Origin of the sequence: Geobacillus thermoleovorans (assembly GCF_001610955.1) — a bacterium.
Taxonomy (GTDB): domain Bacteria; phylum Bacillota; class Bacilli; order Bacillales; family Anoxybacillaceae; genus Geobacillus; species Geobacillus thermoleovorans.
Genome location: NZ_CP014335.1, coordinates 1,977,593 through 1,998,500, shown reverse-complemented (window position 1 = coordinate 1,998,500; position 20,908 = coordinate 1,977,593). Strand labels below are relative to the sequence as shown.

Here is a 20,908-nt window from a genome sequence, read left to right as displayed (position 1 = left end):
TGATAATTCCATTGTGTAAGCTTTTATGCAATGGGCGGTTCAGTATATTATGTAACCACATATATTTGGTAAACCGTGCGGTAATATATTAAGGAGTCTATTATATTTTAGACCATTAACTAGATCACTTCAAGCAATGCCTATGCAATAAAAGTTGCCGTTGCGGATTTCTTCTACTAATTTGCTCGCTGGAAAGGTTATAATGAAATGGTATCATCCTCTTATGAAAAATGCAGAAGGTTACTATGGTAGAAAAGTGTGTAAAGTGCAACCGTCATGATGTTGAGTTGTTAAAGACAGGCGATTTGTGCCAGAATCACATCGAACTGATGTGTGAGCCGTGTATTCTGGCAATGTATGAGGAGAGAATCAAAAAGGAAAATATGGTGTGTGACGAATGCGGGGGCAAGGTGTATGTTTATATTGACGATGAGATTGCCTGGTTCGCCTGCACCCAAGACCCGGAGCATATGAGTTATGGGGAATACTTGCTCGAGCCGTTTGATCCGCTGGAAGGTGAAAGTCGGTTTTAACCGCTTGAAGGGTAGATAACGAAGTTGTATGTCTTTCTAAATCGCTCGCTATTTATTCGAAAATCAATGGGCACCGAGAAACCATCTTTGTGGATAGATGACGAATAGCGGGGAGGAAGAACGAGAAAACAGATCGTGCAACCTATTTATTGAAATATTTTGGGGTGAACTACTCCCACTTACCCTTGTTTGAAGCGGGGGTCTCCTTTCAGAACGATGATCAATTATTTATTGACTTACTTGCCAAAACAGTCTATGCTGTTACTATCACAATTTTCCGAAAGCAGAGGAGAGATGAGCAATGAGTGTAGCACAGGAAAAGAAAGGCTATTTCGGCGAGTTTGGCGGCAGCTTCGTTCCGCCTGAACTGCAGGAAGTGCTTGACTATTTGGAAGAGCAGTTTCTGAAATATAAGGATGACCCAGAATTCAATGAGGAGTTTCGAACCTACTTGCGGGAGTATGTCGGCCGTGAGAGTCCGCTGACGTTTGCGGCGCGGTTGACGGAGCGGCTCGGCGGGGCAAAGATTTATTTGAAACGTGAGGATTTAAACCATACCGGTTCGCATAAAATCAACAACGTCATCGGGCAAATTTTGTTGGCGAAGCGGATGGGCGCGAAGCGGGTGATTGCGGAAACGGGTGCAGGCCAGCACGGGGTGGCGACCGCTACCGCATGCGCCATGTTTGGCATGGACTGCACCATTTATATGGGGGAAGAAGATACGAAGCGCCAGGCGCTCAATGTGTTCCGCATGGAGCTGTTAGGGGCGAAAGTCGTGCCGGTCTCGAAAGGGCAAGGGCGGTTGAAGGATGCCGTGGACGAGGCGCTGAACGATCTTGTACAAAACTATAAAACTACGTTTTACTTGCTTGGTTCGGCGGTTGGTCCGCATCCGTATCCGTCGATGGTGAAACATTTTCAGTCGGTCATTAGCGAAGAAAGCAAGCGGCAAATTGTCGAGAAGGAAGGGCGGCTTCCAGATGCGGTGGTAGCCTGCGTTGGCGGGGGAAGCAACGCGATCGGAGCGTTCGCCCATTATTTGGATGAACCAAGCGTGCGGCTCATCGGTGTCGAGCCGGAGAAAGCGGCGACGTTGACGAAAGGGGTTCCGGCGGTTCTTCACGGATTCAAGTGTCTCGTGTTGCTTGATGAAAACGGAAACCCGCAGCCGACATACTCGATTGCCGCTGGGCTCGATTATCCGGGCATTGGTCCGGAACATAGCTACTTGAAAGTGTCCGGGCGTGCGGAATATTACACGGTCACGAACGAAGAGGTGCTTGAGGCGTTTCAACTGCTGTCCAAGACGGAAGGGATTATCCCAGCGCTCGAGAGCGCCCATGCGGTGGCATACGCTATCAAACTCGCGCCGACATTAAGCAAAGATCACATCATCATTGTGAACCTATCAGGCCGCGGGGATAAAGACGTCGAGCAAGTGTTTTCAATGTTACAGTCATAAAGGGAGAAGGCGGGCGGATTTTCACGTTGGTTTTCATGTGAAGCCGCCCGCTTATTGTTTTCGATCCTCTGTTTCCCGCTTGGTGATGTTCTGCGCTTTTTCACCATCGAATTGCGCAAACAAAAAGAGGAAGTTCGTGGGTTGCTTAAGAACTAATTGGGGCCAAAGATGCTTATATTTTGCGCAATAGAGAGTGAGGTTTGCCTTCGTCACGCCTTAGCGTGACGAAAGACCAAACAACCGTCCGTTTCACAGACCCATACATAGGTCTGGAAGCGGCGTTGTTCGGTCGCCGGGCAGTCGATCAAATCGCTCTGTAAAAGCGACAAATGCTAAATATGATTGCATTTACATCGTTCGTTGCGGCTAGCTAATGGCCACTCCCGCACTAGCATATCCCGTGATCGATGAGACAATAGAGAGACCGGAAGTAGTGACTGAAAACACCATGAGCAAGCGATCGCCTGCATTGACAGGCACGTTTAACCCTGTCATGATTCCGCTAGCGTTTTGCAGTAAGGAGATTGGAAATGTGATAGTTGGGTTTAACGTGACTAAAGTGCTTGGGATGGCGGTGAATATGTTGCTAGAAGGAGAGGTGGAAATGTATAGTTGAGCTCGGATAGTAGCGGTTCCTAAAAGCGCTGTGCCCGTGGTGGCAGAAAAGTTGGCTGCTACAGCTGTAATGATTCCATTGCGTGGAACAGTAAATGAAAAGTTGGATACACCGCCCAAGTTAATGGTGTTTCCGATTAGGCTAATGCTCGAAGCTGAATTTCCAACCCCAATTAAGCTAGCTGTATCTGCCAAACCTACTGCTGTTGTTGCCAGAGTAATTGTTGTTCCTGAAGCGAAGGGGATGATTGCGCCGTTCCCTGCCGGTCAGTAGGTCCGGTTGGCCCTGTGGGTCCAGTCGGTCCAGTGTATACCTTAACGATGGGTGGCTGGGAGCCGCATAAAGGGGAAAGACATTTTACACGAATAGGATGGCGATCGGACAATTGTAAAACCTCCTTTCGATTTAAAGATTGTCTATTCACTGGTTTGATGGAACGTGCTTTTGACAGAAAGAATGGATTCTATATACATGCTCATTGAAAAGTTAACCTTTGTATAAGCAGTGCACACTCCGGTTATCCTGTTCCTAAGGAAACCTATGAAAAAGGAGCGAGATCGTCTATGAAACTCATATTTCGCAACCTTTGCATAATATACAAAAAATAACCCAAATATTCGCATAAAAATAATTTTTTATACAAAAATTGTAAAATAATTAATTTTTATTCGGTCAAATCGGGCTTATTTCGAATTTTTATTCAGGGTGCGAAATGTGAGATGAAACGTCTCAAAATTACCCATGATCACGGATGGACGCCACGGAAACTTCGCCAACAAGAACGGAAAATCAAAAACGCCCTTCTCCGTCAACGGGTCATGGCCGTTCGACTGGTGATGGAAGGCTATTTAGGCAAAGACGTGGCGGCCATGGTCAACGTCTGCCGACAAACCGTTTCTCACTACGTGTCGCTGTTCAACGAAGGCGGCTTGGAACTCTTGCTTCATCGGGATTTTCCTCCAGGACGCCAGCCGTTTCTCACCGAAGAACAGCAGGAAGAGATCAAGCAACTGGTGTTGACCACCACTCCTGCCCAACTAGGTTGGAATATCGCTTCTGCTTGGAATACGAACGTTCTGCAGTCTTATGTGCGAAACCAATACGGCGTCTCCCTGTCCCGTGAAGCGCTGCGGAAACTTTTGCACCGCCAAGGGCTGTCTTGGACTCGCCCTACGTATACGCTTGTCAAAGGAGATCCAGACCGGCAAACACAATTCAAAAAGCAAATGGATCTGATAAAAAAAAAACTGATTACGAAAGAGACGGAGGATGCCGTCCTTCTATACATCGATGAAACGCATATCCGCTCCTATCATGTCTTGCGATCCACCTGGTCCGAGATCGGTCGTCAAAAACAAGTGCCGACATTCGGCCATCATGCCAGTTTTGGTATTTGGTGCCGTGAATGTCCACGATGGGGACACCGTGGTTCACCAAGCGGAGGCCGCCAACGCCACGACGTTCCTGGACTTCTTGCGCCTGCTCAAAGAGCGGTATCCCAACCGGTTGATCGCGTTGGTCTTGGACAATGCCCGGATTCATCATGCCCGGATGGTCAAGGAGTTTTTACGGGAAGAAGGGCAGTGTTTTCACTTCCTTTATCTTCCGCCGTATTCACCGCAACTCAATCCGATCGAGCGTTTGTGGAAATGGCTGAAGGATACGGTGATCGCCAATGCCTTTCACAGGGACCGCCACGAGATCCTTCAAGCGGTTCAACGATTTGTCCACTACATTCAGGAACGCCCGGAGGAAGTGTTGCGGCGCTTGGGGTGTGCCGCTTAATCGAGAAGTTAACTTTTCAAGGTGCATTTATATAAAAAACATTTATTGTGCAATACGTCAGGATGATTGGGTACATACTCCCTAGCTTTCTCATTATGTTTGTATGCTAGTTCATACTCGCCTAAATAGGCGTAACATACACCGAGCTGCAAATGGGGAAGCCACGTCCAACAAGCGTGATGAAAAAATCCCCAACTGTCCGATGGCATCGTTAGTTGAGTGGCTAAATGATACCAAAACGCAGCGAGTCGATATTGTTTGCGTTGGAGAAAATAGTAGCCTAGGCGGCAGCAAAATTCAGCGCGGGGAGAATCGTATTCAAATGGCTGGTATACATATCGAACACTTGTTCCTAATTGCCAAGCGCATAAAAACAGTCGGCTAGCTTTCCACAGGCCGCAATGAAATCTTCCACCCAGCCTTTTTTCGTTTGTAAAAATTGTTCATAATATTGAATGGCCCATTCGTATTGTTGATGGTCAAATAATTCATTTGCAAAGTAAAACAAATCTCTAGGTGAAAATTCTTTGCCTTGAGCTAACTGCTTCTCGTAAATGTTTAAGTTTCGATCGGAATGATGATGGACCGGGTTATGGATCACGGTGATGTCACTGTTGAGAATCGTTCCCCATACTTCCAAGTATTCATGAACCATACCATGCCATTTGAAATGATTGGAGCGCTTGACCAGACGATTGCGACGGACGCTGGAGATGGTTGTTCCATGTTCATCCCGCGCAAGGCTGTAGACCATGGTCACCGAATCGACATCAGAAGGAAGGGTATGCTTCAACGTGAGGAATTTTTCTTGGTCTTCTTTCCATAACACATCATCGGCGTCTAACCAAAAAATATAATCCATTGTAGCATGGGAAAACGAAAAGTTTCTCGCTGCGGAAAAATCATCATTCCAAGGAAAGTCAATAATTCGCGTGGTATAATGTCGAGCAATTTCTTTTGTTCGATCGGTGGATCCTGTATCAACAATAATGATCTCGTCGACTAGATTTTGAACGCTATCTAAGCATCGGGCAAGGACATCTTCTTCATTATTTGACAATCATACAAAGGCTGATGGTGATCAACGAGCTTACACCTCCTTAGATGAGGAGTGTTTTTAATATATATGAAAAACGTAAAGAAGTGCTTATGCGAATACCTTTCGAGTCTTTTGAAAAGGGCTTAAATGGTTAGGATTCTGTAAACAATGGGGGACAGCGAGACGGCTGATTCGAATGTGCTTAAAGATTGACAGAGATCGAAACCGTGGCGTTTGAATGGTCGAGGCTATTGCTTTTTGCTTTGGAATTCGGGAAACGATACGAACAATCAATAATATAATCCCTCGCCCCCCCTTTCCGTACGGGATGAAGACGTTGATCATACACCGTTGAGTCCGTTTCATGATTAACGAGAACGGAAGGGGGATAGGTTGCTTTCCCGCTTGGCCGAATAATGGGGTTGCCTGGCTTCCATTAACACCCCGATTTCATGAGGAGCCAAGTCTCATCGCTGGTTCTCGTCAAGCCACTGGGCAATCTCATAAAGGGTGTGCCGATCCAAGAGCGTTCGTAGCCCTTTCAGGCAGGAAGCCGCCTGAGGATGGGGTCCAGTCAAATATGTTTGGATCGCTTCTGGCAAGTACGCCCGGTATCGGGAATAACTCGACAACCTAGGGTTTGGCCTCCCACTCGGTGAACATCTCTTTCCGCGTTTTTGATTTTCCGTTCCTGCTTGCGAAGTGTCTGTGGTATCCATCCGTGATCGTTGGTGATGGTTAGACGTTTCTGAGACGTTTCATGGATGATTCCGCTCTTTTCCATGGTTTTCATTAGGGGCAGTATAACCGGAGTGGGCACCGCTTATGCGTTGCATGTTAACTTTTCAATGAGCATGTATATAGTTAGATACAGAATAATGAAAATTGGGATTAGGGTACTTTTCGTACAGTTTTGCACAAACATAGTGTGGGAAATTTGGCCTTATAATTGAGAGTGCTTTCTAATAAAATGAAATTAAGCAATTGCTAAATATTTTTAAGACCAATCCGATTTTGCACAATTGTGCAGGGGGTCTGGCGATGTCGCTTGATGAACGCAGTACTGCGATATTACAAGAGTTGGTAAGGCGCGATGGTTATCTATCAGTAAAGGAGTTGATCAAAAAGTTTAATATATCCAGACGAACGGTTTATTACGATATAGAAAAGATTAACTATTGGTTAAAGATCAACCATCTTGATGAAGTGAAATATGTTCGGACTTCAGGCTTTTATATAACAGAACGGACGAAACAAGCTATTCTCGAAAAATTAAAAAATTCAGAGGCATGGAATTACGCATATTCTAAGAAAGAAAGGTTGGCGCGGCTTGCAATCCATTTATTAGTAGAGGAACCACCACATTTCCTGAAAGATTTATCAGAAAAAACAAAAGTGAGTAGAAATACGACCATTAAAGATTTAAAGAAATTGCGTGCACAGTTGAACAGTTTCCAATTAACCCTTTGTTTTACCCGCTACACTGGCTATGTAATAAAGGGAAAGGAAGAAGATAAACGAAGAGCGATCGTATATTACTTATCCCTTGTTATTCCACACCAGCAAAATTGGCAAACGGTTTTAGCTAATTTAAAACGCCTGTTGATCCATGATGAGGATGAGTCAACTACAGTTTTAAGTGAGCTAAGAAATATACTCGATGTCTTAAATGAATGTGAAAAGAATTTAAATATACAGTTTGCAGATGATGTTTTGTACCACTTGGCTCTACGCTTTTGGTTATTTGGAAAGCGAATCGTCCAAGGTAAAAAAATCGACTTTGATCCGGTGGAAAAGGAAGTGATCCAGCAAACGAAAGAATTTGAAGCAGCACAAACAGCAAGAAGCAAGTTGGAATCCATCTTTCAAACTTCTATTCCAGATGATGAAGTTTACTATTTGGCTACTCATTTATTAAGCAGCAAAGTCCAATATTCTGGAAATTCTCTGCAAAGTCATGATGATTATAAGAATCTACAAAATATTGTGCAAAAAATGGTTGCAGAATTTCAAGCTTTTACATGTATTACGTTTCCAAACAGGAAAGCAGTTGAAGAAAACTTGCTTTTACATTTAAAGCCTGCCTATTACAGAATTAAATATGGCTTACAAGTGGAAAATCCGATGATTGAGTTAATTAAGACAAAATATAAAGATCTTTTCTTAATTACAAAAAAGGTGATTCATCATTTTGAAAACGCTATCGGCAAGAAAGTTAGCGATGAGGAGGTAGCGTTAATTGCCATACATTTTGGAGGATGGTTGCGTAAAGAAGGAATTCAGCCAAAAGAACGGAAACGCGCCATTCTTATTTGCGCGAGCGGCATCGGTACTTCAACCATTTTACGAAAACAGTTGGAAGGATTATTTTCAACCGTTGACTTTGTGGAAACCATTTCTGTAAGAGATTACGAGCAAAGGGATTTTCATGACATTGATTTTGCTGTTTCGACTATTCCGGTTTCTAAGAAAAAGCACCCTGTATTCGTCGTTAATCCGATTTTAACGGATCAAGAAAAAGAAACGCTATTAAAAAAGGTTCATGCTTTATTTGGCGAAAGCGCATCACAGAATACAAAATATTCCCCAGAAGCGATTTTGGGAATCATTAAGCAATACGCTGATATAAAAGATGAACAAGCACTAATGACCGCATTAAAGGAATACTTTTATAAGCCTTCTATTCCAAAAAATTGGACGAGAAAACCGGGCTTACTTGATCTGCTTTCACTAGAATATATTCAAATTGCTACGAAAGTGGAAAGTTGGGAGCATGCAATAGAGCTCGCCTCTAAACCGCTTTTACAAACCGGTAGAATAACGCAGCAATATGTTGTTGGGATGATCAATCATATTAAAAATTTGGGACCGTACATCATCATCGCGCCGAAAGTAGCACTTCCTCACGGAAAGCCGGACGAAGGGGTGAAAAAGCCAGGGATTAGTTTGTTGGTGCTGAAAGAGCCGGTTTCTTTTTCGGAAAAAAAAGAACATGATGTTCAATTAATCTTTGTTTTGGCATCAGTAGATCCAGAAATTCATCTTCATGCATTATCAACATTGTCGGAGTGCTTTCAGTCATCTGAATTTGTCCAAGAGTTAATTCGATGTTATACGCCTGAAGAAATATGGTCGTATTTAAAAAAGAAAATGAGCGAGGATAACAAAAAGGAGATTAGTCATGAAGTTTTTAGAACCAAACCTAGTAGCATTGAATGTAAAAGCTAATACACCTGAAGAAGCTATTAGGAAAGCGGGACAATTACTTGCTGATCAAAATCATGTCGATCATTCTTATATAGAGGCGATGGTGGAATCGTATAAAAATAATGGACCATATTTTGTTTTAGCACCGCAAGTAGCTTTGCCGCATGCAAGACCGGAAGATGGAGTGAAAGAAGCGTCAGTATCGCTTGTACAGTTGGCAGAACCGATCGAATTCGGAAACAAACCAAACGATCCTGTCAAGCTTGTGTTAGCTCTTGGAGCTTCTAATAATGATGAACACTTGGAAATTTTAAAAAAGTTAATGGTATTGTTAGGAAATAAAGAGACAATCGAAAAGATGATCCACGCAAAGACATATGAGGAAATTGAAAATTTTATTAGAGGAGTGGGAGCATGAAGTTATTATGTGTTTGTGGTCTAGGACAGGGAACGAGTTTAATTTTAAGAATGAATGTGGAACAAGTTTTGTCTGAACTAGGAATTGCGGCAGATGTAGAACATACGGATGTATCTACTGCATCAAGCATGGATGTAGATTTTATCGTGACCAACAAGGAATTGGCTGATTCTTTAGCTGGTGTAAACGCGAAGATCATTATTGTGAATAACTATTTTGATCGAGTGGAAATTAAAAATGCCTTAGAGGAGAATTTAAAATAATAATCTTCATATTAGGAGAGATGGCCAATGGAAATCATTAAGTGGATTGCTGCCAATGTGTTTGGAACGCCGGCTATATTGCTAGGTTTCATTGTATTTATTGGTTTGCTATTACAGAAGAAAAAAACCAATCAAATTATCAGCGGCACATTTAAGGCTGTCATCGGGTTTCTAATTATTGGCGCTGGTGCTGGCGTTATAGTAGATTCTTTGACCGTTTTTGAACCTATGTGGAAAGAAGTATTTAATTTAAAGTCGGAATCGTTAGGTAAGTTTATAGGGCAGGAAGGATTTAACGCGAAATACGGAAGTGCGGTAACTTTAGCCATGACAATAGGGTTTTTAATTAACGTCTTGCTAGCCAGATTGACCAAATTCAAATACATTTATCTGACTGGACATATGATGTTTTGGACAACGACCGTTTTTGCCGGTATTGTTATTCATACAGTTGGAGATGTGTCATTTTGGAAACTTGTTATCTTTCTATCTATTATTATGGGTCTCTATTGGACATTACAGCCAGCGCTTACACAACCATTTATGCGGAAAATTACGGGCAACGATAATATTGCTTTAGGGCATACATCTGCATCTGTTGCGTTGATTGGGGCACTGGCCGGTAAAGTACTTGGTAATAAAGAGAATGATTCAGAAAAGATCAAACTTCCAAAAGGGTTGGAGTTTTTAAGGGATTCTAATGTCATTACTGCACTAACGATGGGAACGTTATTTTTAGTAGGTGCAATCATTGTTTCTCTAAAAGGAACTCCAGGAGCGGAGGAATTAATAAAGAAAGCAGGAAATCAAAACTTTATTATCTATTCGATCGTTCAATCCTTTACGTTTGCCGCGGGAATTGCTGTTGTACTAATGGGAGTTCGGATGTTTATTGGCGAAATTGTTCCGGCTTTTAACGGTATTGCGACCAAGCTTGTGCCAGGAGCGAAGCCGGCTCTCGATTGTCCGATTGTTTTCCCTTATGCTCCAAACGCGGTAATATTAGGATTTTTAGGTGCGTTCGCAGGAGCATTAATTTGGCTTGTTATTATCGGAAATACTGTTGGTTACGTATTTGTACCAACGATGATCGTTCTATTCTTCCATGCCGCGACAGCAGGAGTTTTTGGCAATGCGACTGGTGGTGTAAGAGGCGCCTTGTTAGGCGGATTTATGACCGCAACAGTGGTGGCATGGGGGCAGTACATCATGGTGAAGTTTTTAATATCGAGTACAATCCCTGACACAGCTATGTGGGCAGCTGACTCGGATATGTTTATTCTCGGGCCTATTATTAAAATACTTGCCCAATTATTCTTCTAGATTTTGCTAAAGAAGGCGGGCTGGGCAACAAACCGTTCAACGTGACGGAATCTATATAGACTCTCATGACGAAAAAATTCGTCACGAGCGGAAGGATGAAAACAACCTTCTGTCAAATGGTCTCCTTGCAGCTGGGGTCATGAGGTCGTTGCATTAATGGTAGGGAAAAGTCCGATATATAGGCGGACCCCAGCAGTCTGGTGCACGACGGAATGTCGCTCCCTTGAGGGAAGCACACAGGATAGAATGCTTGAACAAAGGCTGCTGCACCAGCTGTGTTTGAGGACGAAGCAGGGAGGGAGACGGATGCGCGTCTTGTATGAACGCTGCTGTGGATTGGATGTGCATAAGCAATCGATCACGGCTTGCGCCCTTACCCCTGAAGGAAAAGAGATTCGCACGTTTAGTACGATGACTGACGATCTCGATTTTCGACTATCGAAGGCAAGTCTTTGGCTTGCCTTCGTCACGCCTTGGCGTGGCGGAAGACCGAACGACCCGACCACCCGGAAGCAGCGTTGTTCGGTCGCCCGACAGTCGGATCCAATAGCTCTATAAAAGTTACAAATGTGAAAGCTTCAAATTGCATCTATATAGTTTTATCCGCCGTAATAGGGTTTTGTGCTGGAGGTGTTGAAAAATGAGTTTTATTCGTACATTGCATGGAGATATTGATCCTGAACAGTTAGGATTTACTTATTCCCATGAGCACATTGTTTGCCGCCCGCCATATTGGAAAGAAAAAGGAGAAGACGATTTATTGCTGGATGATAAGGAAAAATCATTGAAAGACGTTCTAGACTTTGTTAAACATGGCGGCAATGCGATTGTGGATGCTACTGCAGTAGATTATGGAAGAGATGTAGAAGCTGTTGCAGATATTGCAAGAAAAGCAAAAATCCATATCATTGGGACAGCCGGTTTTAATAAAAGCTTTTTATGGGGGGCTAAACTGGAAGAAAAAATACAAAAAATAGTTGGTCCTTATACTACCTACTATGAGTGGATTGAAACAGCAACTGTAAATGAACTGGCGGAATTTGTCATCCAAGAAGTAGAGGCAGGGCTTGAAGGAACATCTTATAAAGGTGGACAAATAAAATTCGGAACAGGTTACAACCGAATTACTCCTTTAGAAGAAAAAACAATACGTGCCGTCGCCAGAGCACATCATGAAACAAAAGCACCGATTCATTCCCATACGGAAGCAGGTACGATGGCCCTTGAACAAATCGAAATTTTGCGAAGTGAAGGAGTTGATTTGTCTAATGTAAGCTTCGGTCATATGGATCGAAATCCTGATCCTTATTACCATGAACAAATAGCTAAAACTGGTGCTTACCTTTGTTTTGATGGCATTGGAAAGATAAAGTATGCTCCTGAAAGTACAAGAATCCATTGTATTTTGGAACTTGTCCGCAAAGGATACGAAAAACAAATACTAGTGAGTGGAGATACGGCGAGAAAATCATATTACAAACATTATGATTACGGACTTGGTTTAGAGTATATCATTTCTAAATGGGTTCCACGATTTATCGATGAAGCAAATCGTGCAGGTTTTGATGGTGAAAAACTAATTTATCTATTTTTTGTAGAAAACCCTTCTCGTTGCCTTACATTTAAAAAGTAGGTGAAATTGATGAACTTCGCTTTAGAAAATTCATTCGAGATAAGCAACAAAATTACGAAATCAAGCATCGCCATCATGCCTATAGGCGCAGTAGAAGCCCATGGTCCACACCTTCCGTTATGTACCGATACCATTTTGGCAGAACGTCTTGCCTGTCGGTTGGCAGAAAAGGTTGAAGGTTTTGTTCTCCCTGTCATTCCATATGGACAGGTATGGAGTTTACGCGATTTTCCCGGTAGTATATCTATTTCCAATGAGACGTTGATCCGTTTATTAGTGGAAATTGGAACGAGTTTATATAAACAAGGATTTCGGATTTGGGCAATGGTCAACGGTCATCTTGGCAATCAAACAGCGTTAAAAGAAGCAGCAAGAATATTATATGATCAATTTCCAAATTTTAAAACCTTTTATTTTTTCTATCCCGGTATGAACAAAGTCGTTAATGAAATACGGGAAACGGAGGCGATTCATTCCGTCTATTTCCATGCTTGCGAAATTGAAACATCGATTATGCTTTATTTAGCTGAAGAATATGTGGACATGAGTAAAGCCATTTGTGATATTCCGAATATAGATGAGGAAGCGGACGTGAGTCCAACGCCATGGAAGTCATTTACTCAAACAGCGGTGTTAGGGGATGCAACAAAAGCAACAAAAGAAAAAGGAAAAATAATTGTGGAAACAGCTTTGGACAAAATGGCATATATGTTAAGGAGAGCACAAAATGAAGCTATTTAATATAAAGCGGTTTCAAGATCAGTTGCTGCTCAACGTTTTAGCGAAGGATGGAAAAAACGCCGCCGATCTTTTGGAGGCATCGGATGGCTTTTGTGTGCCAGGAATTGCAGCGGCGGATTTTGCCACCATTGAGGAAGCCGTTGGGACGGTTGAAAGTATTAAACAATCATCGCCAGTGGTCAGTATCGGTCTTGGTGGTGGCGGAAAGTTTGATGAGTGGAAACGAGTTGTTGATATAGCCGTTAGGAGCAATCCGGAACATATCAATCAGCCATTGGAAAGAGCCCTTTTTGCCAAGGGATTTGTAGCAGCAAATCAATGTTTTCCTATTGTTACTGCTCTTATCTCTCCATCTGGGGAGGTCGGTTTTGCAAAAATGCTAACAGGAAAAAAGATAAGAGTAGAGCCATTATTAGAATTGGTTGCTGCTTGTGGAGTGGAATCCATAAAAGTCATGCCAATGAAAGGGCTCGATCATCTAGAAGAACTTCTTTTCATTGCCAAAGAAGCAGCCAAAAGAGGAATAAGAGCTATTGAGCCGGCGGGCGGTATTAAAGTTCACCATCTGCCTGTTTTATACAAAGAGATAAGAAAAATAAATATTGAATTATTTATGCCGCACGTATTTGGAGACGTATTACAAGGTAAGGGAGAATCGAATCCAAGCAGAGTCAAAGAAATTTTTCGACAACTAAAAGGAGTGATCGGCTCGTGATCGAACATTATTTTCAAAAGGTCAACGAACGTTTGGAACTCGTTTTAAAACATGAAAAGGACAATCTCAAAAAAGCTGCTTATGTAGTAAGTGAAGCCATTCAGAAAGGTGGAATTATTCAACTGTTCGGATGTGGTCACTCCCACATTTTAACGGAAGAAGTGTTTTATCGTGCTGGAGGGCTTGTACCAATTAAACCAATATTTTTTGAGCCCCTTATGCTTCATGAAGGGGCGGTCCGTTCGTCAATGTTGGAGAGAATGAATGATTTCGCACAAAATTTTATAGATCATGAGGATATCCGTCCTGAAGATGTGTTTTTTGTTTTGTCCACATCGGGGCGCAATCCAGTTCCGATTGACGTTGCGCTGACGGCTAAAGAGAAGGGAACTTATACAATCGCCATTACATCTTTGGAATATTCAAAAAGCCAGCCCTCACGGCATAAAAGTGGTAAATTGTTATACGAGGTAGTGGATCTTGTTATTAATAATTATTCGGTGAAAGGTGACGCAATTTTATCCCACGAAAGTATTTCCGTTCCGTTTTCTCCTACCTCTACTGTTGTAGGAAGCGTGATTTTAAATGCTATTTTTGCTGAAGCTATTGTCTTAATGGCGGAAAATGGTTTGGAACCACCGATCTTTTTAAGTGGCAATATGGAAGGGGCGGATGAACATAACAACAGATTAATTGCAAGATACAAAGAAAGAATTCCTATTTTAGTAGGAACAAGTTAACAGTATCGTTGTAACCCCATATTTATTATGCAGAGGGAGAGTATGGGAGAGCAGTGTATCATTTTGAGCGTGTGCTTTCGAATGGGGCAGACGGGGGATTAAATGACACGCAGCGCATGCTTAGTCATATGCTTCTTGCCAACTGCGGCCTTTTGTTGGCCTCACGGTCGCTGAAGAAAATGGAAGAAATGGAAGACAGCCTGTACGATGAGGAGCTTGTCGAGCGTTACCGCGGTGAAATTTTGCTTCAGCGGGCGGAAACGTTTGTGCGGGCGCTGTATCACATCGTGACGCCAGAAGGCAGTGAAATCGTCAGCGAGGAGCGGTATTTCGCCGAGCAGGACGACTGCCATCCAGATGAAGTACGGCTGTTGATTGAAAATCATTACGACGGATTGGTTGTATGCTATGGATGCAAGTGCGTGATTTTGAATTATGCCACGTTTTACTTGTTGCTGTACAGCGAGCGGCTGCTGGCAAGGGGACATCCGTGAAACGCTGTTTTTCACCTTTTTGGAACGAGAGATGGCGGAAGAGGCCATTCGCAAAATGATCGAGCGCCTTCGCACTCGTCTCCCGTTTTGGGATGACATGATTGAGACGACGCGAATCGGCAACAAGGCGGCGCGCCGCCGACGAACGGGCGTTTCGCATCACATTTTTTGCCGTGCGGGCGACGTGTTTCCTTGGGAACAATGCGGTTTTTTATAAAGATAAACTATGTTCTAAATAATCAATTGGTTAATACATCCTTGAACAACAAAGAAGGAGGGACACTCGCCCTCCTCTATGCCTCGATCGGAATCCATTCCCACCGCTTGACATCAAACAGCCCTTGATCGGTCAGCTTGAGCTCCGGAATGACCGGCAAGGCGAGAAATGACAGCGTGATGAACGGATTGAAAGAGCCGCATGCGCCGATCGCTTCAAGTGCTTTGTCAATCTGTTTCAATCCGTTTAGCACCTCGGTATAGTCTTTTCTTGTCATCAATCCGCCGATTTCAAGCGGCAGGCTGGCGAGCACCGTTCCGTCTTTGACGACCGCAAGCCCGCCGTGTTGCCGGCGGAGCTGTTCGATGGCGACGACGAGGTCGTGGTCGTTGATGCCTGCGGCGATGATGTGGTGTGAATCGTGCGCGATCGAAGAAGCAATGGCGCCTGCTTGGAACCCGAAGCCGCGGACGATGCCAAGGCCGATTCCGAGGCCGCGATGGCGTTCGACGACCACAAGCTTCAGCAAATCCCGTTCGACCGAAGGGGAAAAGGCCCCGTCCTGGACATCGACTTCGGTGACAAGATGGTTCGTATGCAAATGGTTTGGGATGATTTCAATGACATGGGCTTTGTTTCCTTTCCGCATCGGAATGCGAAGATCGGCTTCGGTGACCGGTTGGCAACGGATGGATTGCCGCAATGTTGGTTTAATGCCGCAAGCCGATCGTTCGGAACGGAATGTGGCCTGCCCATGCTCGGCCACCTGTTTTCCGGATTTAAACACGTGGGTGATGTTCAGCGTTTCCAAATCCTCAACGAACAAAAAGTCGGCGTCATGCCCCGGGGCGACAGCCCCCTTCGTCGGCAACCGGTAGCACTCGGCGGCGTTTAATGTGGCCATTTGGATGGCCAGAAGCGGGTCGAGCCCAGCGCGAATGGCAAGGCGCACGTTATGGTCGACGCTGCCTTCGAACCATAAGTCGTCGAGATGTTTATCGTCCGTGCAAAACAGAAAGCGGCGCGCGTTGTGCTCATGGACGGCAGGAAGAAGTTTTTCGAGGTCTTTGGCGACCGAGCCTTGGCGAATGAGCACGTACATGCCGCGGCGAATGCGTTCAAGCGCTTCGTCGGCGGTGACGCATTCATGATCCGTATGGATGCGGGCGCTGCGGTAGACGTTGATGGCATCGGCATCCAGACCGGCCAAGTGGCCGTCGATCAGGCGGTTGGCGTTTGCCGCGAGCGCCAGTTTGTCGAGCATGGACGGGTGTTGTTCCCTTAATGACGGATAGTCCATCACTTCCGCCAATCCGAGAACGCGTTCATCGTTGAAAAACGGCGCTAGGTCCGCTGCGGTTAAGACGGCGCCGGCATGTTCAAACGAGGCGGCCGGCACGCACGATGGCAACATGATATACACATCGAGCGGCGTCTGTTTCGCATCATCGAGCATAAACTGGATGCCGCGGATGCCGGCGACGTTCGCGATTTCGTGTGGATCGGCGATCACCGTGGTGACCCCATGCGGGAGAACGACGCGGGCGAATTCGCTCGGGGGCACCATTGATGATTCGATATGCACGTGTCCGTCAATCAGCCCCGGGCATACATAACGCCCTTCGGCATCGATCGTTTGCTTTCCCTCATAGCGGCCAATGCCGACGATCATCCCCTCAGCAATGGCGAGATCCCCTTCGATGACTTCGTGCGTAAACACGTTGACGATTTTCCCGTTTTTGATGACGAGATCGGCTTTCGTTTGTTTTGCGGCGGCGGCGATTTTCTTCTGTAATGTCGAATGCATGCGGCTCATTCTCCTCTCTTCATGATGTGAATCGCGATGCCAGTGGAAATTGGCTTCATTGTACTGAGCTAGACGGCAAGTTGTCAACCGCTTTGGTTCGTTTTTTGACATATGTATGGCACTGCTGTTTTCACACTCTTTATAACGTAACAATGTTATGTTACATTGGTGGTGGTGAAGGAGGTGAGCGGCTCATGGAACAAGAATTGATTTCAAAAAAAGAACTGCTCGAGCTGACTGGCATTTCGTACGGCCAGCTGTATCGATGGAAGCGGAAAAAGCTCATTCCGGAAGAATGGTTTATTCGCAAATCGACATTCACAGGGCAAGAGACGTTTTTCCCGAAAGAAAAAATCTTGGCGCGCATTGAGAAAATCAAAGAGCTGAAAGATGAGCTGTCGCTTGATGAGTTGGCGGGCATGCTTTCTCCCAATCCAGCGGCTGTGATGTTGACGAAAGAGGAAGTGTTGGAACGTCACATTGTTTCGGAGATGGTGGTGCAACGTTATAGCGAGTGGAAAGAAAACAAACAGGTCTTTTCGTTCACCGATCTTCTTCCTCTGTACGTGCTCGATCAGCTTCTGCGCTCGGGCGATCTGAGTTGGGAAGAAGGAAAAAGCGTCCTGAACGTTTTCGAAACGCATTACCCGAAACTTCAAGGGAAAAGCTGCGAGCTGGCGATCATTCGCAAGATGGGAGTGACTGTGTGTTTGCTTGTGGCGGGCGGAGGCGACATGTATGTGGAGCCGGAGGCGAAGCTCGTTGCGCGGCTGCACGTGCCGGCGTGCATCGAGGAGTTAAAACTGAAAATTTTGGAGGGATGACAAATGGAGGGCCGAGATTTGGTCATTGCTGGAACGGGGCATGCGTCCGGAGGGCTGTACAACTTGGTGAAACTTTCTGGGAATGGAATGACGGGACCTTTTAGTCATCAACGGCGACGCGGCATCGTGGATCACGGCATGCCGGGAACACTTTAGAAAGCGGGCCTGCTTCCAGCTGGATCGGTTTCATGTCGCGCGGGAGCTGCGCCAGTGTCTGGCGGGCCATCCGCGTTGGCGGGAGGTGCGGAAGAAGTTGGCGAAACAAGACGAACAAGGGCTTTTGATGGAGCTGAACAGCGCCGCGCCGTCGGCACGTTGGAGGACGAAGCGAAGGAGCAGCAGCTTTTCGCTCTGATCCGCCGGATCGAGTCGATGCCGGGATGCATTCGGGACTACCGGAAGTGGCTGGCGGAGCAAGGAGTGGACACGGCGGGAATGCGTCCGATGGGCCACGCGGAGAGCGTGATGAGCCGGTTCGCGCACCGGGTGAAATCCCGCCGCAGCTGGAAAGACCAAGGACTTCGAGCGTTTTGGAAAGCGATGGCGGCTCGGATCGATGGGATTTCGTTGAGGAAACGGCGTCCGGAGGAAGAGACGGCGTCGACCGCCGCGTCGACATCAACGAAGGCAGAGCGGATCGAACAGGCCAAACGGAAGGTGGGGCGGTTGTATCCGGACGTGGTGCGTCAGAACATGCCGTATCTTCAGCAGTCGTCGGGGACGCCGATCCATCAAGCGTTGTCGGCGCTTCGGGATTTTGGTTTATGTAAAAAAATGGAATGTTGATTCACCACCTCAAGATGAGGGATGAGCGTCCGAAAGCACTTACGATATAAATTCATGAAAATGGTTCAATGCCCTATGATTAACAATGATCCTAGTGAACCGAAAAAAAGTTCTCCACAAAGTCTTGACTGACTCATGCGGCATTTTCGAGTTGACAAAAGTTTTTATTGGTCTTATAGTTAATAACGTAATGATTATTTTTTGGGTTTTTTGGGTGATGGGGGGATGTTGTTAACTGAACGTCGAAAGCAATTTCTTTAGAAGTTGATCGGATCGACTTATACCAAAAAACAAATGTGCCTGTTCATTATGAAACATTTGCGAAAAGCACTAGTGTCAGCAAATGGACGGAATACGACAGGCTGAAAGAACTTGAAAAACTTGGCTATCTCACCCGCGATTACGCTGTGAATCCTAGCGAGACAGGACGTTCCCAAATCGTTTTTCTGCCAACAGCAAAAGCTGCGAGCTTGTTTGAACAAAAACGTTCTGAAGTGTTCAATCTGGAAGAGCGGCATAAAACAAAAGAGAAAATACATGAATTTCTAAACAGTTTAAAGAATTGCAGCCTCAGCGACACCATTCAAAAAGTCTAAGAGATTACGAAAGTGCAAATTCGGATGATGTTATTAGGTTTCTGCTTGTTTATCTCCGCAAGTTGGACATCGGCCGGTATCTGAATGAAATCAGTGGCTGACCTTTCGGAACATGTGGAGGATATGCTTTCCGGTTGTTGGGAAGAGGAGTACAATTATTGTCCAAGGTTATTCTTTGGTTATTTTTTTGGTTTTTTGTGTATTGTTTCATGGGATTATTAAAACGCGATTCCGTTATGTTGTGCAACATCTAACAAAATCTTCTGTGATCATGGAAGTTGGCGGCTTTTTTGTCTTTGGTTTTTTGGTCTTTTTGGTAAAGGATGTCGTTATGGGGGAGTGAGCTTTAAAATGATGCGGTATTACCGGGAGTTTCTTTCCAACTCAATGATTCAGTTCGTGCTTTTTGTGGGAACGGTCAGTTCCATCCTAACTATTGTGGAATTTGATGGGGTAAAGACGATCCTTGCTTTACTGGCTGGTGCAGTTTTTTATGCTGTCGTCGAATATTTGGTGCACCGTTACCTTCTGCACCAGTTTCCCAACGCTATTCCCGTTTTGTACCAGAAACATGTCGAACACCATCAGTACCCTACGGCACTCAGATATTTATTCAGTCCGATGTGGTATGACCTGATCGTTTACGTCGTTTATTTTGTTGTATTATGGGCAGTGTTCCGGAATCTTTCCTTGGTTATGGCCTTCATAGCTGGCACTTCGCTCTATCAATTGTATTATCAATGGATGCATTACATTGCACACCGTCCGATTACCCCTGTAACACCATGGGGGAAGTGGATGAAGAAAAAACACCTTTTGCATCATTATATGGATGAACAGTCCTGGTACGGTGTATCCCATCCCGTCATGGATTACCTGATGGGAACTCACAATCCTAAATCTTCCAAAACCAACGGATACATGGATGGTGGAAAGTGAAAAAACAACTCAATGATCAAGAAACCTATTTGTAACAGAGTAGAAAACGTGGTGTCAGCATGAATAAATCCTTAGTGAAAAAACAGAGAAAGAAGGGTTTCGCATGAAGCATCAAGCTCATGTTGCTATTGCGGGAGCGGGTTTTTATGTACCTCCACGCGTGGTTACCAATAACGATTTGAGCCAGCGGTTGGAGACGGACGATGAGTGGATTGTTCAACGAACAGGAATCCGCCAGCGCTATCGCGTGGAGGAGTCAGTGACAACCACAGAGATGATTGAAAGCGCGGCGAAAAAGGGAGGATATCCTTTCGAAAAGTTTTTTCTGAACGTGGATCGTTACGGAAACACCTCTGCCGCTTCCATTCCAATTGCTCTGACGGAATCGCTCCAACAAAAAGCTGTCCGGGAGTGGGATCTGGTAGCGATGATTGGTTTCGGAGGTGGCTTGACGTGGGGAATTCACGTGCTGTCCGTGTATGCGCGGTAATTCCCCTAGTCTTTTCCACAGACAAATAGGCGGAGTGTACACCTTACGCGAACGGAACTTTGAAGTTCTGAGAGAGTCATTCTCGGGCGCATGAAAAAAGTAGAGTAGTGCAATGTTAGGTAATTCCACAATGCCGTGGTCTTTATTTTTATCAGACAAAAAATACGATAAAATTTTGATAAAATTCAGATGAATGAAGCGTAATTTATCTTACCTCTGTTGTTTATTGCAAAATAAAAATACAGAGTTCTGCAACGAAAAGTGCAGAGCTGAAGGC

At 44.8% G+C, this 20,908-nt stretch carries 19 protein-coding genes and 5 pseudogenes; 21 read left to right on the top strand and 3 right to left on the bottom strand.

What is annotated here, in order from left to right; all coding sequences use genetic code 11:
* The first annotated feature begins 410 nt into the window (after window positions 1-410).
* Entirely contained in the window at window positions 411-533 is a 123-nt protein-coding gene (locus GT3570_RS19120; RefSeq protein WP_318258031.1) for a hypothetical protein, read from the top strand.
* Between the two features lie 301 nt (window positions 534-834).
* Window positions 835-1,998: a tryptophan synthase subunit beta gene (gene trpB, locus GT3570_RS09950; protein ID WP_062898725.1), complete on the top strand. Its 1,164-nt coding sequence runs from the start codon at window positions 835-837 to the stop codon at window positions 1,996-1,998.
* A gap of 366 nt (window positions 1,999-2,364) precedes the next feature.
* Here the strand turns inward: trpB and GT3570_RS17990 are convergent, their stop codons facing one another.
* The gene (locus GT3570_RS17990; RefSeq protein ID WP_239691231.1) at window positions 2,365-2,829 is read right to left on the bottom strand and encodes an exosporium glycoprotein BclB-related protein; all 465 of its coding nucleotides are present in this window, start codon (window positions 2,827-2,829) and stop codon (window positions 2,365-2,367) included.
* A gap of 504 nt (window positions 2,830-3,333) precedes the next feature.
* On the opposite strand from GT3570_RS17990, the pseudogene GT3570_RS19115 reads away from it, so the two are divergent.
* A pseudogene (locus GT3570_RS19115) lies at window positions 3,334-3,780 on the top strand (helix-turn-helix domain-containing protein); the annotation flags it as partial.
* Between the two features lie 103 nt (window positions 3,781-3,883).
* A complete protein-coding gene (locus GT3570_RS19110; RefSeq protein WP_318258099.1) occupies window positions 3,884-4,399 on the top strand; it encodes an IS630 family transposase in 516 nt (171 codons plus the stop codon).
* A gap of 8 nt (window positions 4,400-4,407) precedes the next feature.
* Here the strand turns inward: GT3570_RS19110 and GT3570_RS09935 are convergent.
* Window positions 4,408-5,484: pseudogene (locus GT3570_RS09935) on the bottom strand (glycosyltransferase).
* A 995-nt stretch (window positions 5,485-6,479) separates the two neighbouring features.
* On the opposite strand from GT3570_RS09935, the gene GT3570_RS09930 reads away from it, so the two are divergent.
* The 11 genes and pseudogenes from GT3570_RS09930 to GT3570_RS09885 all read left to right on the top strand — a co-directional run bounded on the left by GT3570_RS09930 (window position 6,480) and on the right by GT3570_RS09885 (window position 15,189).
* Window positions 6,480-8,666, top strand: coding sequence for a BglG family transcription antiterminator (locus GT3570_RS09930; protein WP_062898723.1), 2,187 nt, complete (start codon window positions 6,480-6,482; stop codon window positions 8,664-8,666).
* A complete protein-coding gene (locus GT3570_RS09925; RefSeq protein WP_062898722.1) occupies window positions 8,620-9,063 on the top strand; it encodes a PTS sugar transporter subunit IIA in 444 nt (147 codons plus the stop codon). The genes GT3570_RS09930 and GT3570_RS09925 overlap by 47 nt, the downstream gene beginning before the upstream one ends.
* Window positions 9,060-9,326 carry a PTS sugar transporter subunit IIB gene (locus tag GT3570_RS09920; protein WP_062898721.1) on the top strand — a complete coding sequence of 89 codons (267 nt, stop codon included), beginning with the start codon at window positions 9,060-9,062 and terminating at the stop codon, window positions 9,324-9,326. Before GT3570_RS09925 ends, GT3570_RS09920 begins: the two co-directional genes overlap by 4 nt.
* A 27-nt stretch (window positions 9,327-9,353) precedes the next feature.
* Window positions 9,354-10,649, top strand: a complete 1,296-nt coding sequence (locus GT3570_RS09915; protein ID WP_062898720.1) for a PTS ascorbate transporter subunit IIC — start codon at window positions 9,354-9,356, stop codon at window positions 10,647-10,649.
* A 306-nt stretch (window positions 10,650-10,955) separates the two neighbouring features.
* A pseudogene (locus tag GT3570_RS19105) lies at window positions 10,956-11,075 on the top strand (IS110 family transposase); the annotation flags it as partial.
* A gap of 214 nt (window positions 11,076-11,289) precedes the next feature.
* Window positions 11,290-12,282 carry a phosphotriesterase family protein gene (locus tag GT3570_RS09910; protein ID WP_013524046.1) on the top strand — a complete coding sequence of 331 codons (993 nt, stop codon included), beginning with the start codon at window positions 11,290-11,292 and terminating at the stop codon, window positions 12,280-12,282.
* Window positions 12,283-12,291: 9 nt separating this feature from the next.
* Window positions 12,292-13,023, top strand: coding sequence for a creatininase family protein (locus tag GT3570_RS09905; RefSeq protein ID WP_013524045.1), 732 nt, complete (start codon window positions 12,292-12,294; stop codon window positions 13,021-13,023).
* A complete protein-coding gene (locus GT3570_RS09900) occupies window positions 13,010-13,738 on the top strand; it encodes a KDGP aldolase (RefSeq protein ID WP_062898719.1) in 729 nt (242 codons plus the stop codon). Before GT3570_RS09905 ends, GT3570_RS09900 begins: the two co-directional genes overlap by 14 nt.
* A complete protein-coding gene (locus GT3570_RS09895) occupies window positions 13,735-14,478 on the top strand; it encodes an SIS domain-containing protein (protein WP_013524043.1) in 744 nt (247 codons plus the stop codon). Before GT3570_RS09900 ends, GT3570_RS09895 begins: the two co-directional genes overlap by 4 nt.
* 53 nt (window positions 14,479-14,531) lie before the next feature.
* Window positions 14,532-14,972, top strand: a complete 441-nt coding sequence (locus GT3570_RS09890) for a hypothetical protein (protein ID WP_318258030.1) — start codon at window positions 14,532-14,534, stop codon at window positions 14,970-14,972.
* A complete protein-coding gene (locus tag GT3570_RS09885) occupies window positions 14,914-15,189 on the top strand; it encodes a hypothetical protein (protein ID WP_318258029.1) in 276 nt (91 codons plus the stop codon). The genes GT3570_RS09890 and GT3570_RS09885 overlap by 59 nt, the downstream gene beginning before the upstream one ends.
* A gap of 76 nt (window positions 15,190-15,265) precedes the next feature.
* Here the strand turns inward: GT3570_RS09885 and ade are convergent, their stop codons facing one another.
* Entirely contained in the window at window positions 15,266-16,996 is a 1,731-nt protein-coding gene (gene ade, locus GT3570_RS09880; RefSeq protein ID WP_062898718.1) for an adenine deaminase, read from the bottom strand.
* A 194-nt stretch (window positions 16,997-17,190) separates the two neighbouring features.
* Between ade and GT3570_RS09875 the strand changes: the two genes are divergently transcribed.
* From GT3570_RS09875 to GT3570_RS09860, 6 genes and pseudogenes are all read left to right on the top strand, one after another.
* A complete protein-coding gene (locus GT3570_RS09875; RefSeq protein ID WP_062898717.1) occupies window positions 17,191-17,820 on the top strand; it encodes a YhbD family protein in 630 nt (209 codons plus the stop codon).
* A gap of 3 nt (window positions 17,821-17,823) precedes the next feature.
* A pseudogene (locus tag GT3570_RS19100) lies at window positions 17,824-17,907 on the top strand (bactofilin); the annotation flags it as partial.
* 4 nt (window positions 17,908-17,911) lie between these two features.
* Window positions 17,912-18,606: pseudogene (locus GT3570_RS09870) on the top strand (UPF0236 family transposase-like protein); the annotation flags it as partial.
* 296 nt (window positions 18,607-18,902) lie between these two features.
* Window positions 18,903-19,202, top strand: coding sequence for a hypothetical protein (locus GT3570_RS17975; RefSeq protein WP_239691201.1), 300 nt, complete (start codon window positions 18,903-18,905; stop codon window positions 19,200-19,202).
* 351 nt (window positions 19,203-19,553) lie between these two features.
* Window positions 19,554-20,141: a sterol desaturase family protein gene (locus tag GT3570_RS09865; RefSeq protein ID WP_062898716.1), complete on the top strand. Its 588-nt coding sequence runs from the start codon at window positions 19,554-19,556 to the stop codon at window positions 20,139-20,141.
* Between the two features lie 103 nt (window positions 20,142-20,244).
* The gene (locus tag GT3570_RS09860) at window positions 20,245-20,631 is read left to right on the top strand and encodes a 3-oxoacyl-[acyl-carrier-protein] synthase III C-terminal domain-containing protein (protein WP_062898715.1); all 387 of its coding nucleotides are present in this window, start codon (window positions 20,245-20,247) and stop codon (window positions 20,629-20,631) included.
* Window positions 20,632-20,908 lie beyond the last annotated feature (277 nt).

Excerpts from the sequence above, each read along its gene's own strand:
- ade (WP_062898718.1), bottom strand. The coding sequence starts at position 16,996 with ATGCATTCGACATTACAGAAGAAAATCGCCGCCGCCGCAAAACAAACG.
- GT3570_RS09920 (WP_062898721.1), top strand. The coding sequence starts at position 9,060 with ATGAAGTTATTATGTGTTTGTGGTCTAGGACAGGGAACGAGTTTAATT.
- GT3570_RS09925 (WP_062898722.1), top strand. The coding sequence starts at position 8,620 with ATGAAGTTTTTAGAACCAAACCTAGTAGCATTGAATGTAAAAGCTAAT.
- GT3570_RS09930 (WP_062898723.1), top strand. The coding sequence starts at position 6,480 with ATGTCGCTTGATGAACGCAGTACTGCGATATTACAAGAGTTGGTAAGG.
- GT3570_RS09860 (WP_062898715.1), top strand. The coding sequence starts at position 20,245 with ATGAAGCATCAAGCTCATGTTGCTATTGCGGGAGCGGGTTTTTATGTA.
- GT3570_RS09900 (WP_062898719.1), top strand. The coding sequence starts at position 13,010 with ATGAAGCTATTTAATATAAAGCGGTTTCAAGATCAGTTGCTGCTCAAC.
- trpB (WP_062898725.1), top strand. The coding sequence starts at position 835 with ATGAGTGTAGCACAGGAAAAGAAAGGCTATTTCGGCGAGTTTGGCGGC.
- GT3570_RS09915 (WP_062898720.1), top strand. The coding sequence starts at position 9,354 with ATGGAAATCATTAAGTGGATTGCTGCCAATGTGTTTGGAACGCCGGCT.
- GT3570_RS09885 (WP_318258029.1), top strand. The coding sequence starts at position 14,914 with ATGCCACGTTTTACTTGTTGCTGTACAGCGAGCGGCTGCTGGCAAGGG.
- GT3570_RS09865 (WP_062898716.1), top strand. The coding sequence starts at position 19,554 with ATGATGCGGTATTACCGGGAGTTTCTTTCCAACTCAATGATTCAGTTC.
- GT3570_RS09875 (WP_062898717.1), top strand. The coding sequence starts at position 17,191 with ATGGAACAAGAATTGATTTCAAAAAAAGAACTGCTCGAGCTGACTGGC.
- GT3570_RS09905 (WP_013524045.1), top strand. The coding sequence starts at position 12,292 with ATGAACTTCGCTTTAGAAAATTCATTCGAGATAAGCAACAAAATTACG.
- GT3570_RS09910 (WP_013524046.1), top strand. The coding sequence starts at position 11,290 with ATGAGTTTTATTCGTACATTGCATGGAGATATTGATCCTGAACAGTTA.
- GT3570_RS19110 (WP_318258099.1), top strand. The coding sequence starts at position 3,884 with ATGCCGTCCTTCTATACATCGATGAAACGCATATCCGCTCCTATCATG.